This is a genomic window from Stenotrophomonas sp. PUT21, from assembly GCF_052232875.1.
Taxonomy (GTDB): domain Bacteria; phylum Pseudomonadota; class Gammaproteobacteria; order Xanthomonadales; family Xanthomonadaceae; genus Stenotrophomonas; species Stenotrophomonas maltophilia_N.
This window is the reverse complement of the sequence record NZ_CP197645.1, coordinates 1,953,394-1,969,247: the sequence shown is the minus strand read 5'-3', so window position 1 is coordinate 1,969,247 and position 15,854 is coordinate 1,953,394. Positions and strand designations below refer to the sequence as shown.

The 15,854-nt window shown below is 67.3% G+C and carries 16 protein-coding genes; 12 read left to right on the top strand and 4 right to left on the bottom strand.

Translation table 11 applies throughout. The features are described 5' to 3' along the window. Positions 1-69: 69 nt before the first annotated feature. From ACTT2I_RS09085 to ACTT2I_RS09070, 4 genes are all read left to right on the top strand, one after another. Positions 70-2,610, top strand: coding sequence for a heavy metal translocating P-type ATPase (locus ACTT2I_RS09085; RefSeq protein ID WP_421099878.1), 2,541 nt, complete (start codon positions 70-72; stop codon positions 2,608-2,610). Then, positions 2,607-3,107, top strand: a complete 501-nt coding sequence (gene cueR, locus ACTT2I_RS09080; RefSeq protein WP_293985045.1) for a Cu(I)-responsive transcriptional regulator — start codon at positions 2,607-2,609, stop codon at positions 3,105-3,107. Before ACTT2I_RS09085 ends, cueR begins: the two co-directional genes overlap by 4 nt. Before the next feature lie 89 nt (positions 3,108-3,196). After that, positions 3,197-3,391 (top strand): heavy-metal-associated domain-containing protein, encoded by a 195-nt coding sequence (locus tag ACTT2I_RS09075; protein ID WP_088434198.1) that lies wholly within the window; start codon positions 3,197-3,199, stop codon positions 3,389-3,391. Positions 3,392-3,606: 215 nt separating this feature from the next. Beyond that, a complete protein-coding gene (locus ACTT2I_RS09070; RefSeq protein WP_088434199.1) occupies positions 3,607-5,013 on the top strand; it encodes a DUF1254 domain-containing protein in 1,407 nt (468 codons plus the stop codon). Between the two features lie 16 nt (positions 5,014-5,029). Here ACTT2I_RS09070 and ACTT2I_RS09065 read toward each other — a convergent pair whose 3' ends face one another. Both ACTT2I_RS09065 and ACTT2I_RS09060 read right to left on the bottom strand, forming a co-directional pair. Beyond that, positions 5,030-5,719, bottom strand: a complete 690-nt coding sequence (locus ACTT2I_RS09065; RefSeq protein ID WP_421099879.1) for a type 1 glutamine amidotransferase domain-containing protein — start codon at positions 5,717-5,719, stop codon at positions 5,030-5,032. Between the two features lie 99 nt (positions 5,720-5,818). Continuing rightward, entirely contained in the window at positions 5,819-6,424 is a 606-nt protein-coding gene (locus tag ACTT2I_RS09060; protein WP_421099880.1) for a TetR/AcrR family transcriptional regulator, read from the bottom strand. A gap of 170 nt (positions 6,425-6,594) precedes the next feature. On the opposite strand from ACTT2I_RS09060, the gene ACTT2I_RS09055 reads away from it, so the two are divergent. Beyond that, positions 6,595-6,864: a hypothetical protein gene (locus ACTT2I_RS09055; protein WP_088434202.1), complete on the top strand. Its 270-nt coding sequence runs from the start codon at positions 6,595-6,597 to the stop codon at positions 6,862-6,864. Positions 6,865-6,883: 19 nt separating this feature from the next. On the opposite strand, the gene ACTT2I_RS09050 is transcribed toward ACTT2I_RS09055, so the two are convergent. Next, on the bottom strand, positions 6,884-8,251 hold the full coding sequence (locus ACTT2I_RS09050) for an aminotransferase-like domain-containing protein (RefSeq protein ID WP_421099881.1): 1,368 nt from the start codon (positions 8,249-8,251) through the stop codon (positions 6,884-6,886). Between the two features lie 190 nt (positions 8,252-8,441). On the opposite strand from ACTT2I_RS09050, the gene cyoA reads away from it, so the two are divergent. Genes cyoA through ACTT2I_RS09015 form a run of 7 tightly spaced genes read left to right on the top strand, consistent with a single transcriptional unit; the run spans position 8,442 to position 14,953 of the window. Beyond that, entirely contained in the window at positions 8,442-9,416 is a 975-nt protein-coding gene (cyoA, locus tag ACTT2I_RS09045) for a ubiquinol oxidase subunit II (RefSeq protein ID WP_088434204.1), read from the top strand. Between the two features lie 2 nt (positions 9,417-9,418). Further along, positions 9,419-11,398 carry a cytochrome o ubiquinol oxidase subunit I gene (gene cyoB, locus ACTT2I_RS09040; RefSeq protein WP_421099882.1) on the top strand — a complete coding sequence of 660 codons (1,980 nt, stop codon included), beginning with the start codon at positions 9,419-9,421 and terminating at the stop codon, positions 11,396-11,398. Beyond that, positions 11,395-12,033 carry a cytochrome o ubiquinol oxidase subunit III gene (gene cyoC / locus ACTT2I_RS09035; protein ID WP_088434206.1) on the top strand — a complete coding sequence of 213 codons (639 nt, stop codon included), beginning with the start codon at positions 11,395-11,397 and terminating at the stop codon, positions 12,031-12,033. Before cyoB ends, cyoC begins: the two co-directional genes overlap by 4 nt. Further along, positions 12,030-12,383: a cytochrome o ubiquinol oxidase subunit IV gene (gene cyoD, locus ACTT2I_RS09030; protein WP_293985056.1), complete on the top strand. Its 354-nt coding sequence runs from the start codon at positions 12,030-12,032 to the stop codon at positions 12,381-12,383. The genes cyoC and cyoD overlap by 4 nt, the downstream gene beginning before the upstream one ends. Further along, positions 12,380-12,862 carry a copper chaperone PCu(A)C gene (locus ACTT2I_RS09025; protein WP_172407560.1) on the top strand — a complete coding sequence of 161 codons (483 nt, stop codon included), beginning with the start codon at positions 12,380-12,382 and terminating at the stop codon, positions 12,860-12,862. Before cyoD ends, ACTT2I_RS09025 begins: the two co-directional genes overlap by 4 nt. Then, positions 12,859-13,428, top strand: a complete 570-nt coding sequence (locus ACTT2I_RS09020; protein WP_421099883.1) for an SCO family protein — start codon at positions 12,859-12,861, stop codon at positions 13,426-13,428. The genes ACTT2I_RS09025 and ACTT2I_RS09020 overlap by 4 nt, the downstream gene beginning before the upstream one ends. Before the next feature lie 37 nt (positions 13,429-13,465). Continuing rightward, positions 13,466-14,953: an MFS transporter gene (locus ACTT2I_RS09015; RefSeq protein WP_443096833.1), complete on the top strand. Its 1,488-nt coding sequence runs from the start codon at positions 13,466-13,468 to the stop codon at positions 14,951-14,953. Positions 14,954-14,999: 46 nt separating this feature from the next. On the opposite strand, the gene ACTT2I_RS09010 is transcribed toward ACTT2I_RS09015, so the two are convergent. Further along, positions 15,000-15,833 (bottom strand): class I SAM-dependent methyltransferase, encoded by an 834-nt coding sequence (locus ACTT2I_RS09010; RefSeq protein WP_421099885.1) that lies wholly within the window; start codon positions 15,831-15,833, stop codon positions 15,000-15,002. Positions 15,834-15,854: the final 21 nt, after the last annotated feature.

Here is a 15,854-nt window from a genome sequence, read left to right as displayed (position 1 = left end):
AGAGGGGCTTGACCTTCCCATGATGGGAATCTTTAGGGTGGCAGGTAACCTCACCCCAAGGACTGCCCCATGTCTTCTGTTGCTTCCCGGTCCGGCGCGCCGATCAGCCGCCTGAGTCTGCCCATCGAGGGCATGACCTGCGCCTCCTGCGTGGGCCGTGTGGAGCGTGCGCTGACCGCCGTCCCCGGCGTGCAGAGCGCCTCGGTCAACCTTGCCACCGAGCGGGCCGATCTCAGCTTCATCGGCGCGCCCGACCCGCAGGCTGCGGTGCGCGCCATCGAAAGCGCGGGCTACAACGTCCGCGAAGAGACCACCGAGCTGAGCATCGAGGGGATGACGTGTGCGTCCTGCGTCGGTCGCGTGGAAAAGAGTCTTGCGCAGCTGCCGGGCGTGATCGCCGCCAGCGTCAACCTGGCCACCGAGCGGGCGCAGGTGCGCCATCTGGCCGGCACGGTGTCCGTCGCCGATCTGCAGGCCGCCGTGGAGAACGCCGGCTACACCGCGCGCCCGGTCAGCGTGAGCACGGCCGCGGCCGGTGACCAGGAGGAGGAACGCCGCGAAGGCGAAGCACGCGCGCTGCGCCGCTCCCTGCTGCTGGCGGCGCTGCTGACCCTGCCGGTCTTCATTCTGGAAATGGGCTCGCACCTCGTTCCGGCCATGCACCACTGGGTGATGCATACCGTCGGATTGCAGACCAGCTGGTACCTGCAGTTCGCGCTGGCCACGCTGGTGCTGTTCGGGCCGGGCCTGCGCTTCTTCCGCAAGGGCGTGCCGGCACTGCTGCGCGGCGCCCCCGACATGAACTCGCTGGTCTCGCTCGGTACCGCGGCAGCCTATGGCTATTCCGTGGTCGCGACCTTCGCGCCAGGCGTATTGCCGCCGGGCACGGCGAATGTCTACTTCGAAGCGGCGGTCGTCATCGTGACCCTGATCCTGCTTGGGCGCACGCTCGAGGCGCGGGCCAAGGGCCGTACCTCGCAGGCGATCAAGCGGCTGGTGGGGCTGCAGGCGCGGACCGCGCGCGTGCAGCGCGGTGGTGAGACCGTCGAAGTGCCCCTTGAGCAGGTCACCTTGGGCGACATCGTGCTGGTCCGTCCCGGCGAGAAGGTGCCGGTCGATGGCGCGGTGGTGGAGGGTTCCTCCTATGTCGACGAAAGCATGATCACCGGTGAGCCGGTGCCGGTGGCCAAGGCCGTGGGCGCGGAAGTTGTGGGCGGTACGCTCAACACCACCGGTGCCTTCAGTTTCCGCGTCACCAAGGTGGGCGGGGACACGGTGCTGGCGCAGATCATCCGTCTGGTCGAGCAGGCCCAGGGCTCCAAGCTGCCGATCCAGGCGCTGGTCGACAAGGTCACCATGTGGTTCGTGCCGGCGGTGATGGCCGCCGCTGCGCTGACCTTCCTGGTCTGGCTGGTGTTCGGCCCGGCGCCGGCGCTGACCTTTGCGCTGGTCAACGCCGTGGCAGTGCTGATCATTGCCTGCCCCTGCGCGATGGGCCTGGCCACGCCGACCTCGATCATGGTCGGCACCGGCCGCGCGGCCGAGCTGGGCGTGCTGTTCCGCAAGGGTGAAGCGCTGCAGGCCCTGCGCGATGTGAGTGTGATCGCGCTGGACAAGACCGGCACGCTGACCAAGGGCCGCCCCGAACTGACCGACCTGGAGCCGGCCGACGGTTTCCAGGCCGATGAAGTGCTGGCGCTGGTCGCTGCGGTGGAAACCCGCTCGGAGCATCCCATCGCCGAGGCCATCGTGGCTGCCGCCAAAACGCGTGGGCTTGCACTGGCGACCCTCGAGCGCTTCGAGGCGGTGCCCGGCTTCGGTGTGTCCGCGCAGGTCGGTGGCCGCACCGTGGCCGTGGGCGCGGACCGCTACATGACCCGGCTGGGTCTGGATGTGAGCGCCTTCCGGCCCACCGCGCAGCGGCTGGGCGAGCAGGGCAGGAGCCCGCTGTATGCCGCCATCGATGGTCGCCTGGCGGCGGTGATCGCCGTAGCCGACCCGATCAAGGAAAGCACCCCCGCGGCGATCCAGGCCCTGCACGCGTTGGGCCTGAAGGTGGCGATGATCACCGGTGACAACGCGGCCACGGCGGCCGCGATCGCGCGCCAGCTGGGCATCGATGAAGTGGCCGCCGAGGTGCTGCCCGATGGCAAGGTCGCCGCGCTCAAGCGTTTCCGCGCGGGCGGCGCGAAGGTGGCGTTCGTTGGGGACGGCATCAACGACGCACCGGCGCTGGCCGAGGCCGATGTGGGGCTGGCGATCGGCACCGGCACGGACGTGGCGATCGAAGCCGCCGATGTGGTGCTGATGTCCGGCGATCTGCGCGGCGTGCCCAACGCGATCGCGCTGAGCCAGGCGACGATCCGCAACATCAAACAGAACCTGTTCTGGGCCTTCGCCTACAACGCGGTGCTGATTCCGGTCGCGGCGGGTCTGCTGTACCCGGTGAACGGCACGCTGCTCTCGCCGATCTTCGCCGCCGCGGCGATGGCATTGTCCAGTGTGTTCGTGCTCGGCAACGCGCTGCGGCTCAAGCGCTTCCATGCACCGATGCAGGCCGATACGCTGGGCTCCGGCGTGGAGGAAGGCGCGATGAGGACCGTACGATGAACATTGGTGAAGCCGCGACGTTCTCGGGTGTGTCGGCGAAGATGATCCGCTACTACGAGCAGATCGGCCTGATCCCCCCGGCCGCGCGCTCGGAGGCCGGCTACCGGCATTACAGCCCGCAGGACGCGCACAGCCTGCGCTTCATCCGCCGCGCGCGTGATCTCGGCTTTTCCGTCGAACAGATCGGCGAACTGCTGGTGCTGTGGCAGGACCGCGAGCGTGCCAGTGCCGACGTCAAGGCGGTGGCGCTGTCGCACGTGGGCGGGCTGAAGGCGAAGATCGCCGAGCTGCAGGCGATGGTGCAGACGCTGGAGCATCTGGCCGCGCACTGCCACGGCAACGACCGGCCGGATTGCCCGATCATCGCCGACCTGGCCCAGCCCGTGGCCGCACCGGCGGAGACCGCATCGGCCACGAAGCCGCGCAAGACGCCGCTGTTCGGGGCCGATACGCCGGTGTCCTCGCGCGGGCGCGCGCCCGGCAAGCCACGGTCCTGATCGACCCGGCGGCGCACCACAACAAGGGCTTGACCTTGCCACGTTGTCATCCCTGACAGTGGGCTTACACCCACCACGGCGAGGTCGCCATGCATCGTTTCAGCATCCCCACCATGACCTGCGGCGGCTGCGCGCGCTCGGTCACCAAGGCCCTGCAGAGCGTCGATCCGGACGCGCGCATCGAGACCGATCCGCCGGCGCGCGAAGTGCGTGTGGGCAGCGCCCACGGGCCGGAGGCGTTTCTTGCCGCACTGGCCGAGGCCGGATTTCCCGCAACGCGTTGAGCACGCGATCCTGCATGCCTGCCCAGAGGGCCACCCATGTGCACCAGGCATTTTCTGACGATTCTGCCGTCGCTGGTGGCTGCGGTGACGGCACCGCACGCAGCAGCGGCAGTAGTTTTACTGAGACCGCCCACGCAGATGTTCGCTGGTGCGCAGGACCGGCCACGGCGAGGATCAGTCTCCCAAGGCCTCCCTGGCCACTCGGAGCTGACACCATGCACAACGTCGCGCACACGTCCACGCAGGTCGAGATAGCGGGTCCGGTCAAGGGGACCCGGCTGACTGAAGCGTATGTGCGGATGGTCGCGCGCAACGCCTATTTCTGGGCGTGGCCGATGGTCAACATCTACAACCGGCGGCTGAAGTTCAAGGATCTGCCCGAGCCGGGCCTGATGGGTGGCTTCGTGCCGGTGGCGCCACTGAATCATGTGTGCATGCTCAGCGATTACATCGGTCCGCAGGAGCGGATGGTGGCGTGCCCCAACCAGGACGTGGTCTACGGTGCCGGCAGCATCGGCCTGGATGTGGAGCCGGTGGTCCTGCAGGTGCCGGATTTCGGCGAGCGCTTCTGGGTCTACCAGGTGGTCGACCTGCGCAGCGACAGCTTCGCCGATATCGGCAAGATGTACGGTACGGCACCTGGCTTCTACCTGCTGGTGGGCCCGGACTGGCACGGCGACGTTCCCGCCGGCATCACCCGGGTGTTCCGTTCCAGCAGCAAGACCGGTTTCGTCATTCCGCGCGTGTTCTTGGACGATACCCCGCAGGACCGGCAGGCGATCCTGCCGTTGATCAACCAGATCGACATGTATCCCTTGTCGGCCTTCGACGGCACGCCCAAGCAGCGCGATTGGGCCCGGGTGGCCAGGTTCCCGGCGGACGAGAGCCAGGGCAACAGCGGCGGCGAAGCGCAATGGGTCATCCCTGCCACCTTCGTCGATGAGCTTCCGCTGGTGCTGGACGATGCCAGCCCATTGCCGGGTGAGCAGGCCCTGTATGCCGAGCTGCGGGCAGTGGTCGAGGCAGCACGCCAGAACCCCGAGCTCAAGCGTGCGATGACCGATGAAGTGGGCAAGGCCGAAGAAGACCTGGTCGGTCCGCTGCTGCAGTTCCGCAACTACGGCCTGCCGCTGCCGCACCACTGGACCACGCAGCGCAATGGCGCGGCGTTCGGCACGGATTACTACACCCGCACCGCCGTGGCCAAATCCAATATCTTCGTGAACAAGCCGAACGAGACGAAGTACTTCTATCAGGACCTCGATGATGCCGGGCAGCGGCTGGAGGGATCCAGCCGCTACACGGTGACCTTCCCGGCCGGGCAGCTGCCGCCGGTGCAGGGCTTCTGGTCGCTGACGCTCTACAACCAGCATCACTTCTTTTCGCCCAACGCGATCGAGCGCTATTCGGTCGGGACCAAGAACAAGACCTTGATCGCCAATCCCGACGGCTCGCTGACGATCTACGTGCAGGCCGACGCACCCAGTGATCCCGTGCAGAAGGCGAACTGGCTGCCGGCACCCGAAGGCGAAGCGTTTTCGCTGTACATCCGTGCCTATTGGCCGCAGCCCGCGGTGACCGACGGCAGCTGGACGCCACCGCCGGTACGGGTCGCGGGTTGACCCGGCGCGGGGCGGGTCAGTTCTTGTTGGAGGCCAGCGTCCGCACCAGCACCGCCGCGGCCTCTGAAGAGGACGCCGGATTCTGGCCCGTGATCAGCAAGCCATCGCTGACCACGTACGAGCCCCAGTCCGGTCCCTTGGAGTAGTGGCCGCCCGCGGCCTTGAGCATGTCCTCCACCAGGAACGGCACTACCTCGGTCAGGCCGACGGCGTCTTCTTCAGTATTGGTGAAGCCGGTGACCTTCCTGCCCTGCACCAGCGGGGCGCCCTCGGCCGTCTTGACGTCACGCAGCACGCCCGGCGCGTGGCAGACCAGGGCCACCGGCTTGCCGGCGGTGATGAAGGCTTCGATCAGCGCGATGGAATGCGTGTCTTGAGCCAGGTCCCACAGCGGGCCGTGGCCGCCGGGATAGAACACGGTATCGAAGTCGGCCTGCGAAACGCTGTCCAGCCGCACGGTGTTGGCCAGCTGCGCGTTGGCCTCCGCGTCCGCCTCGAAGCGGCGGGTGGCGTCGGTCTTGAAGTCGGGTTCGTTGCTCTTGGGATCCAGCGGCGGCTGCCCGCCCTTGGGCGAGGCCAGTACGATCTCGGCGCCCGCATCCTTGAAGGTGTAGTAGGGCGCGGCCAGCTCTTCCAGCCAGAAGCCGGTCTTCTTGCCAGTGCTGCCGAGCTGGTCGTGGGAGGTCAGAACGATGAGGACTTTCATGGGAGACTCCAGAGGGTGGGGATTAACAGTAGACCGGTCGTCTAGTAACGGGCTGTGAAAAAGGCACGCCGGGCTGGCGTGCCGGTGGTCTTCCGCGCGTCAGCGCGAAGGGTGGAGCAACTGCCGGGTGGTATGCAGCGCGGTGTCGAAGGGTTGGGCGTTGCGCACGATCTTGACCATGATGCTGGCGCCCAGCCAAAGCTGATACAGGCTCTGCGCGAGTGCTTCCGGCGTGCCGGTGAACGAGAGCGAGCCATCCTCGGCGCCGGCTTGCAGCGCCCGCGCAAGGCGATCGATGATCCCGGCGGTGCCGTGCTTCAACGCGGCGCGCATGCTGGCCGACAGGTCCGCCACCTCCGCGCCCAGCTTCACCGCCAGGCACTTGCCCTGACAGTCCTCGAACGACTGGCTCTCCTGCCAGGCGCTGAAGTAGGCGTCCAACTGCTGCGCTTTGGTCTGGCCAGGCTGGCGGAAGAGGCGGTCCATGTCGGCGAGATAGGCGGTGAAGTAGTCCGCCAGCAGCGCCTCGCCGAAAGCTTCCTTGGAGGCGAAGTAGTGGTAGAACGAGCCCTTGGGCACGCCCGCTGCGGTCAGCACCTCATTCAGGCCCACCGCTGAAAAGCCCTTCGCGCCCATGATCCGCTGGCCCGTGGCCAGGATCGTGTCGCGGACGTCGGTGCTCGGAGAGGTGGTGGCCGTGTTCATGCGACGCACTCTACGCCGAATTAGACCGGTCGTCTACTCGGGTGTGCGTTGGCATCATCGGCAGCCGCCCAGCAGCCCGGCACTATCGGTTCCAGGCGCAGGCTGTCGGCCAACGGCGCAGGATCAGGGTATATTCCCCGGCCCCTTTTACCGCCAGATCCCGAACCGCCATGAGCACGACCCGGAAACACTACAAGCACCCCGCGGAATCCGAGATCGGCAACGGCACCATTTACCTCGAGGCCCAGGGCGATGTGATCGTCCGGCAGGTCGAGAGCTACCGCAGCGTGCTGGTCTGGGCCGACACGTCGGGGCAGGCCGACGAGCGCTTCCCGCTGTCCGATCAGCCGCTGTCCTGGCTGGATCTGGATTCGGATGACGCCATCACCGCCAGCCAGTTTGAAGCGGTCTGGAAGCAGGCCAAAGCCGTTTCCGGCTGAGCGGGCCGCAAGGCTGGGGTCAGACCGTCCAGCCGGGGTGTTCTGTCGCCGCTACATGCATCAGCTGATCCAGCTGGCGCAGCGCCCGATGCAGTTCCTGCCGATGGGCGGCCGCGCCCAATGAAATCCGCACCGCATCGTTGATCGCCACACCTTCAGGCGTGAACGCTGAAGACGGTGCGATGCCCAGGCCCTGCAGGCGCGCGGCGTGGGTCAGGCTGGCATCGGTCCAGTGTGCGGGAAGACGGCACCAGGCATGCACACCCGCGCAGTGCTGCAGGAACCGGGGCGACAACGCCGACCGCGCCAGATAGCGGCGCTCGGCGGCCTCTTCCTGCACCAGTTTCAGCATCGCCTGCGCCGAGCCGTCCAGGATCAGCTGCGTCACCAGGGCATTCATCAGCGGCGGCGCCATCAGGTTGACCGCCCGCAGCGCGCCCAGCACCGGCTGCCGGTCCATGCCCTCGGGCAGGCGCACGAACCCGGTGTGCAGCCCGGGGCTCAGGCATTTGGACAGCGTGGAGATGTAACAGGTGTGCCGTGGCGCCAGCAGGGCGAGCGGGGCAGGGGCATCGTCCAGCAGCAGCCAGTAGGGATCGTCTTCGATCAACTGCAGGTCCTGCGCGCGGATCACCTCGGCCAGTGCCTCGCGGCGCGCCGCCGGCACCGTGTGGGCGGTGGGGTTCTGTGCGGTCGGGTTGAGATAGACCACGCGCGCGCCCTGTTTTTTCGCGGCGCGCGCCAGCGCATCCGGGCGCATCCCGTGTTCGTCGCACTCGACCACCTGAAGGCGCCGCTGCAGCACCCGCGCCGCGTGCAGCAGGCCGGGGTAGACCAGCGGCTCGCACAGAATCGTGTCACCGGCATCGGTCAAGGCCAGCAGCAGGGCCGACAGCGCGGCCTGCGCGCCTTCCGTGACGATCAATGTGTCGGCATCGACCTTACCAAGGATCGGCTTGAGCCATTGTTGCGCGGCCCGATGATCCGCCCGGCTTCCGCCACCCACGTGATAGGTCATCAGGTTGCCGACGTCGCTGCGGCTGAGCACCGATGACAGGCCACGCTGCAACATGTCCGCCACCTGGCCGCCGTCGGGGCTGGGCGGCAGGTTCATGCTCAGGTCCACCAACTGGGTGAGCTCCACCTGCGGCGGCGCAACGAACGAACCCAGCGGGCCGCGCGCATCGATCAGCCCGCGCTTGCGGGCCTCGGTGAAGGCACGGGTGATCGTGGTCAGGTCCACGCCGAGTTCAGTGGCCAGCGCGCGCTGTGCGGGCAGGCGTTGGCCGGGGCGAAGCGCACCTGACCAGACCGCCCGCTCCAGGGCCCGCACGATGCGCAGGTACACCGGCCCGTGGCCGTCGGCGATCAGGGGGCTCCATTCCATGCGCGCATGGTACCCGCGCCGGACAGAGCGGCTGCGACAGTGTGTCGCATCATGTATGGATCATGTCGTTGCCTAACGTACGCGGCTGCGGCGGGCACCCCCCATGCATATCGGTCATGCAGGGGGGTGTTCGCCACTTTTCATGATCCGGGCCGCCCGGCCCGGCACTGCGTTGGAAGGGCCGTCACGCATGAACCCCGCTACACATTCCGCTCGCCGCGCCACGCTGGCCGGTCGAGCCCGCGCCGGACGCTGGTTCGGCCTGGCAGCGCTGCTGCCACTGCTCACCGGGTGCAAGAACCTGGAGCTGTTCAACCCCATGGGCAGCATCGCCGAGCAGGAAATGCAGCTGATCCTGGTCTGCACCGGCCTGATGCTGCTGGTGGTCATCCCGGTGATCATCCTCACCCTGTACTTCGCCTGGCACTACCGCGAGTCCAACAAGAAGGCCACTTACGCACCCAACTGGTCGCACTCCACCGCCATCGAAGTGGTGGTGTGGACGATTCCGTGCCTGATCGTGGTCGTGCTCGGCGTGCTGATCTGGAAGAGCACCCACGCGCTGGATCCCTACCGCCCGATCGAATCGGATACGCCCGCGCTGCGCGTGGAAGTGGTCTCGCTCAACTGGAAGTGGCTGTTCATCTACCCGGACCACAATGTGGCCACGGTCAATGAGCTGGTGATGCCGGTCGATACGCCGGTCGCGTTCAAGCTGACCTCCGAATCGATGATGAATGCCTTCTTCGTGCCCCAGCTGGGCAGCATGGTCTACACCATGCCGGCGATGCAGACCCGCCTGCACCTGATCGGGCATACGCCGGGCACCTACGCCGGCATGTCTTCGGCGTACAGCGGCTCGGGCTTCTCGGACATGAAGTTCGATGCGCGGGTGGTGACGGCCGCGGACTTCGACCAGTGGCTGGCGCAGTCGCGCGGCACCGCCGTCCATCTGGACCAGGCCCGCCTGGCCGAGCTGGAGAAGCCGACCCACGGCGCGCCGATGCAGCGCTTCGCCAGCGTGGATACCGGCCTGTTCGACAGCATCCTGCGCCGCTACGGCGGCATGCCCGACGACGAAATCTGCCTGCCCGGCGAAGAACCCGGCGCGACATCCCAACTCGTAAGCCTGGCCGCGTCTGCCAGCCGTACCGCGGAGAACTGATTGTGCTTGGAAAGTTGAACCTCGAAGCGATTCCCTACCACGACCCGATCATCATGTCGGCATTGGTGGGCTCGCTGCTGCTGGGCGTGGCGATCGTCGCGGCCATCACCTATTACAAGAAGTGGGGCTACATCTGGACCGAGTGGATCACCTCGGTGGACCACAAGAAGATCGGCGTGATGTACATCATCCTGGCCCTGGTCATGCTGGTGCGCGGCTTCGCCGATGCGCTGATGATGCGGGCCCAGCACGCCATCGCCGCCAACGACAGTGCCGGCTACCTGCCGCCGGAGCACTACGACCAGATCTTCACCGCGCATGGCGTGATCATGATCTTCTTCGTGGCCACGCCGCTCATCGTGGGGCTGATGAACATCGTGGTGCCGCTGCAGATCGGCGCGCGCGACGTCGCCTTCCCGTTCGTCAACTCGCTCAGCTTCTGGCTGTCGGCGGTGGGCGCGGTGCTGGTGATGCTGTCGATGTTCGTCGGCGATTTCGCTGCGACCGGCTGGGTAGCGTATCCGCCGCTGTCCGGAATCGAGTACAGCCCCACGGTGGGCGTGGACTATTACATCTGGTCACTGCAGGTCTCCGGCATCGGCACCACGCTGACCGGCCTGAACTTCATCGTCACCATCCTCAAGATGCGTGCACCGGGCATGGACCTGATGAAGATGCCGGTGTTCACCTGGACCGCGCTGATCACCAACATCCTGATCGTGGCGATCTTCCCGGTGCTGACCGCGACCCTGGCGCTGCTGACCATGGACCGCTATTTCGGGATGCACTTCTTCACCAATGACGCCGGCGGCAACGCCATGATGTACGTCAACCTGATCTGGATCTGGGGGCACCCGGAAGTCTACGTGCTGATCCTGCCGTGCTTCGGTGCGTTCTCGGAGATCATTGCCACGTTCTCGGGCAAGCCGCTGTTCGGCTACCGCTCGATGGTCTATGCGACCTCCTCGATCGGCATCCTGTCGTTCTTCGTGTGGCTGCACCACTTCTTCACGATGGGCTCGGGCGCGAACGTGAATGCCTTCTTCGGCATCATGACCTCGATCATCTCGATCCCCACCGGCGTGAAGCTGTTCAACTGGCTGTTCACCATGTACCGCGGGCGGATCCGCTACCACTCCTCGACGATGTGGACGATCGGCTTCATGGTCACCTTCGCCCTGGGCGGCATGACCGGCGTGATGCTGGCGATCCCGGGCGCGGATTTCGTGCTGCACAACAGCCTGTTCCTGATCGCGCACTTCCACAACGTGATCATCGGTGGCGTGGTGTTCGGCTGCCTGGCCGGCATCAGCTTCTGGTTCCCGAAGGCCTTTGGGTTCACCCTCAACGAGCGCTGGGGCAAGATTTCGTTCTGGTGCTGGCTGGTCGGCTTCTACCTGGCCTTCATGCCGCTGTACGTGCTCGGCTTCAAGGGCATGACCCGCCGCATGAACCACTACGGCGTGGAGGGTTACCAGCCGTGGCTGATCGTGGCCGCCATCGGTGCACTGGTGATCGCAGCCGGCATCGCCGCGATGTTCATCCAGTTCTATGTCAGCGTGCGTGACCGCAAGGCCAACATGGACCTCACCGGCGACCCGTGGAACGCGCGCAGCCTGGAGTGGGCCACCTCTTCGCCGCCGCCGTTCTACAACTTCGCCAAGCTGCCCGCGATCACCTCGCTGGAACAGCATTGGGACGACAAGCAGCACGGCCGTGCCTGGCAGCGCCAGGACAGCTACGAGGACATCCACATGCCGCGCAACACCGCCTCCGGCGTGGTGATCTCGGTGTTCAGCCTGGTGCTGTGCTTCGCTCTGGTCTGGCACATGTGGGTGCTGGCCGGCATCGGCCTGATCGGCGTGATCGCGACCTTCGTGCTGCGCTCGTACGACCGTGATGTGGACTACTACGTGCCCGCCGCCGAGGTGAAGCGCATTGAAGACGCGCACTTCGCGCAGATGGAAGGAGCCAAGGCATGAGCGGCGATACCCTGACCGCTGCCACGCAGCACGGGCAGCTCGCGGTCGGTCATCACGACCACGCCCATGAGCACCACGACGATGGCAACAAGACCGTCGTCGGGTTCTGGATGTACCTGATGGGCGACTGCCTGATCTTCGCGGTGCTGTTCGCCACCTTCGGCGTGCTGCTCAACGGAACGGCCGACGGCCCCAGCGGCAAGGAACTGTTCAAGCTCGGTTTCGTGCTCTCCGAAACGGTGGTGCTGCTGCTCAGCAGCTTCACCTTCGGCCTGGCGATGCTCGGCATGCAGGCGGGCAAGCGCAACCAGGTGGTGGGCTGGCTGGCCGTGACCGGCGTGCTCGGTGCGGTCTTCATCGGCATGGAGCTGTATGAGTTCGCCGAGCTGATCCACGAAGGCGCAACGCCGGATGTGAGTGCCTACCTCTCGGCGTACTTCACGCTGGTGGCCACCCACGGCCTGCACGTCACCTTTGGCCTCCTGTGGCTGGCGATCATGATCCACCAGGTGCTGAAGTTCGGCCTGGACGGCATCGTGCGCCGCCGCCTGGCGTGCCTGAGCCTGTTCTGGCACTTCCTGGATCTGATCTGGATCTGTGTGTTCACCTTCGTCTACCTGAGGGAGTTTGTATGAGCGCGAACGCGCCTGATGCCGAACACGGTGGCGGCCACGCCACCCTGAAGGGCTACATCCTCGGCCTGCTGCTGTGCCTGGTCCTGACCGGCGCCTCGTTCGGCGTGGTCATGACCGATCTGGTCCCGCAGCCGCTGCGGCTGACCGCCATCGTGGTGCTGTGCGTGGTCCAGCTGGTCGCCCAGCTGGTGCTGTTCCTGCATATCGGGGCAGGGCGCAGCCAGCGCGAGAACACCGGCATCTTCCTGTGCACCGCGTTCCTGATCGCCATCGTGGTGGCCGGTTCGCTATGGGTGATGCACAACGCCAACCTCAACATGATGCCGATGCAGATGTCGGGCACGCCATGAGCCGGTCATCCTGCGCAGCCCTGCTGGCCGGGCTGCTGCTGTCCTCTCCCGTGATGCCGGTGGTGGCTGCGGCCCCGCAGGCCCACACCGCGGCAACGGTGTCGGTCAGCGATCCCTGGGTGCGCCTGCCACCGCCGGCGGCGACTGTAGCCGCCGGATACGTGCAGCTGCACAACGGCGGCGGTGAGGACCGGCTGCTGTCGGCCGCGTCCCCGGCGTTTGCCGAGGTGCAGATCCATGCCATGCGCATGGACGGTGAAGTGATGCGCATGCAGGCGCTGCCCGATGGCCTGGCCGTGCCGGAGGGCCAGACCGTTGCGCTTCAGCCCGGTGGCTATCACCTGATGCTGCTCAAGCCGCGGCGGCCGTTGTCGGCCGGGCAGACGGTGCGGGTCACGCTCCGCTTCGCCCGCAGTGCACCGCAGGTGGTGGACTTCAGCGTGCGCGATGGCCTGGCGCTGCACGGAGCGGCGAAGTGAGGCGCTGGGTCGCCGCGGGCATCGTGACGGTGGCGCTGCTGGCCGGTTGCGCCGATGGCCAAGCGCCGGTGATGGGCCAGGCGGCACTCGGGGCGGTCAAGCTGGAGAGCAGCGACGGACGTACGCTTGCGATCCGCGACCTGCAGGGCACGCCGACGCTGCTGTTCTTCGGCTTCACCCATTGCCCCGAGGTGTGCCCGCTGAGCCTGGTCAAGGCGGTGCAGATCAAACGGCTGCTGGGCCCCGCGGCAGAGCGGCTGCAGGTGGCCTTCGTCACCGTCGACCCACAGCGCGATACGCCCGAGCACCTGCGCCAGTACCTGGCGGCCTTCGATACGACGTTCCTGGGCCTGGCCGGCGACGAGGCCGGTACCCGTGCCATCGCCGAGAGCCTGGGTGTTAGTTATCGGCGCGTCGGCGAAGGGGACATGGCGACCTTCGAACACACCGCGTCGTGGTTCCTGCTCGGTGCTGACGGCCAGCTGCAGGATGTCTACGGCTATGCAATGAGCGAACAGGATATCGTCGAGAAGCTGCGCGTGCGGCTGGCCGAGGCCGGCACGTGAGGTCGGTGCAGGCCACTCCCCGAGCCATCGCACGGCCATGAACCGCGCAGGCGCGCACCGCGCGGAGGCCGTGCTGCTGCTCGGTTCGGCCGGCTGTGCACTCACCGTGCTCGATACCAATGTGGTCGGCGTGGTGTTGCCGACCATCGCCCGCGATCTGTCGGCCACCTTCGCGGATATCGAGTGGGTGGTCAGTGCCTACGTCCTGTGCTTCGCCTCACTGCTGTTGCCCGCCGGCACCCTGGCCGACCGGATCGGGCGTCGCCGCCTGTTCCTGATCGGTCTGAGCCTGTTCGCACTGACCTCGGTGGCCTGCGGGCTCGCCGGCACCGCCATGGCCTTGTACCTGGCACGGGCCGGGCAGGGTGCGGCGGCAGCCTTCATGCTGGCACCGGCGCTGTCGCTGATCGGCCATGCACACCAGAGCCCGGCATCCCGCGCGCGTGCCTGGGCGATCTGGGGCGCGATCATGGGCTTGACCATGGTGCTCGCGCCACTGATCGGCGGTGCCATCGCCACCTGGGCAGGGTGGCGTTGGGCCTTCCATATCAATCTTCCCCTGTGCCTGTTGCTGGCCGGCCTGAGCGCGGTCTTCGTGCCCGAATCACGCGATCCGGTCAGCCGCCGCATCGATGTGCCGGGCGTGCTGCTGTTCGCCGGCAGCATGCTGTGCTGGACCTGGGCCTTGATCCGTGGGCCGGTGGAGGGCTGGGGCAGCACCGCGGTGCTGCCGTGGCTGCTGGCCGGCACCGCGCTGGGCGCCGGCTTCATCGTGGTCGAACAGCGCCGTGCCCACCCCATGCTGGATCTGCGCCTGTTCCGCGCGCCGGCATTGGTCGGTGCGGTGCTGGCGATGTTCGCCTACGCCGCCTGCGTTCAGGTGATGGCCTCGCTGCTGCCCTTGCTGCTGCAGAACGCCCGCGGTGACAGCGTGCTGCAGGCCGGCGTGCACATGCTGCCGTTCGCGCTGGCGATGCTGCTGCTGCCGTTCGTGGGCCGCCGGCTCGGCATGCGATGGGCGTCCGGTCGGATCCTGGCGCTGGGGCTGGGCGTTGCCGTGATCGGCAATCTCGGCATCGCGGTGGCACTGTTGGAGCACAGTCAGCTCGGCCTGCTGCTGGCGATGGCGGTGCTCGGCAGTGGGGGCGGCCTGCTCAATGGCGAAACGCAGAAGGCGATCATGAGCGTGATCCCGCCGGACCGCGCCGGCATGGCCTCGGGCATCAGCACCACCGCGCGCTTCTCCGGCATCCTGATCGGGTTCGCCACGCTGGGCGCGGTGCTGTCCAGCCATGTACGCGACGCCGCCCGCCACGCACTTGCCGAGGCCGGGCAGGCGGGCTCGCCCGCACTGATCGAGCGCGTGGTGGTCGGTGAACTGTCGGTACCCGGCGCGGCCCATGGCAGCCTGACGCTGCTGGCGCGCCAGGCCTATGCAGACGGCGCCGCGTATGCGTTCGTGACCGCGGCGGCGATGGCACTGGTGGCGATGCTGCTGACCAGCAGGCTGATGAGCCGGCGCTAGAGGGTCCGTAGGGGGCGACCGCGCCTGGCGTGGTTCCGGCCGGCGGTCACCACGCGCGGGCGCGCACGTCCCAGCAGGCGGCACTGAACGTCACCGAATCGCCGTCGACGAACGGCTCGAACGCCTGCAGCACCGCGTCGAGCACTTGGGTTCGGACGTTCGCAGCGAGGTCGCCGTTGCGCAGTGCGCTCCCGACCGGTCCGAGCAGCGAGACGTACGTCGCCAGATCCGCACGGTCGATGCGGCACTCCACATCCAGCGTCAGCAGCTCGATATCCTCCCAGCCGCTGTCGCCCAGGATCTGCTCGACCCGGGCCTGTTGGGCAAACGCAAACTGACCCGGTGCGCCCGGCTGGCGTGGTGGCAAGCTCAGCCAGGGTGCCGCGGCGCGCTCGGCCGTGGTCATGAAGGCGTTCTCGTCCGCCCCGCGCCAGGCCAGCGCCTGCAGCACCCCACCGCGTTTGGCGGCGCGCTGCAGCTGGCCGAACGCCTGCACCGGGTCATCGAAGAACATCACGCCGAAGCGCGACACGATCCGGTCCAGGCTACCGGGCGCGAACGCGTGCTGCTGCGCGTCGGCGACGATGAAATCCACCGCCAGTCCGGCTCGCTGCGCGCGCTCGCGCGCCAAGGCGATCATCGGGGCGGAGATGTCGACCCCGGTGACGTGTGCATCCGGACCCAGGCGCCCGGCCATGCCCAGCGCCACCGCGCCGGTGCCGCAGCCCACATCCAGCACGCGCAGTTCGTCGCCCGGCGCGATCGCGTCCAGCAGGTGGGTGGCCAGCGGCGCGAACATCTGGTCGAGAAGGCGCTGCGCGTCCACCCAGGCCTCACCGGCCGGGCCATTCCATAACGCGTGCTGCGAGGTGTCGGTCATTGCGTGGCTCGATCTGGGCTT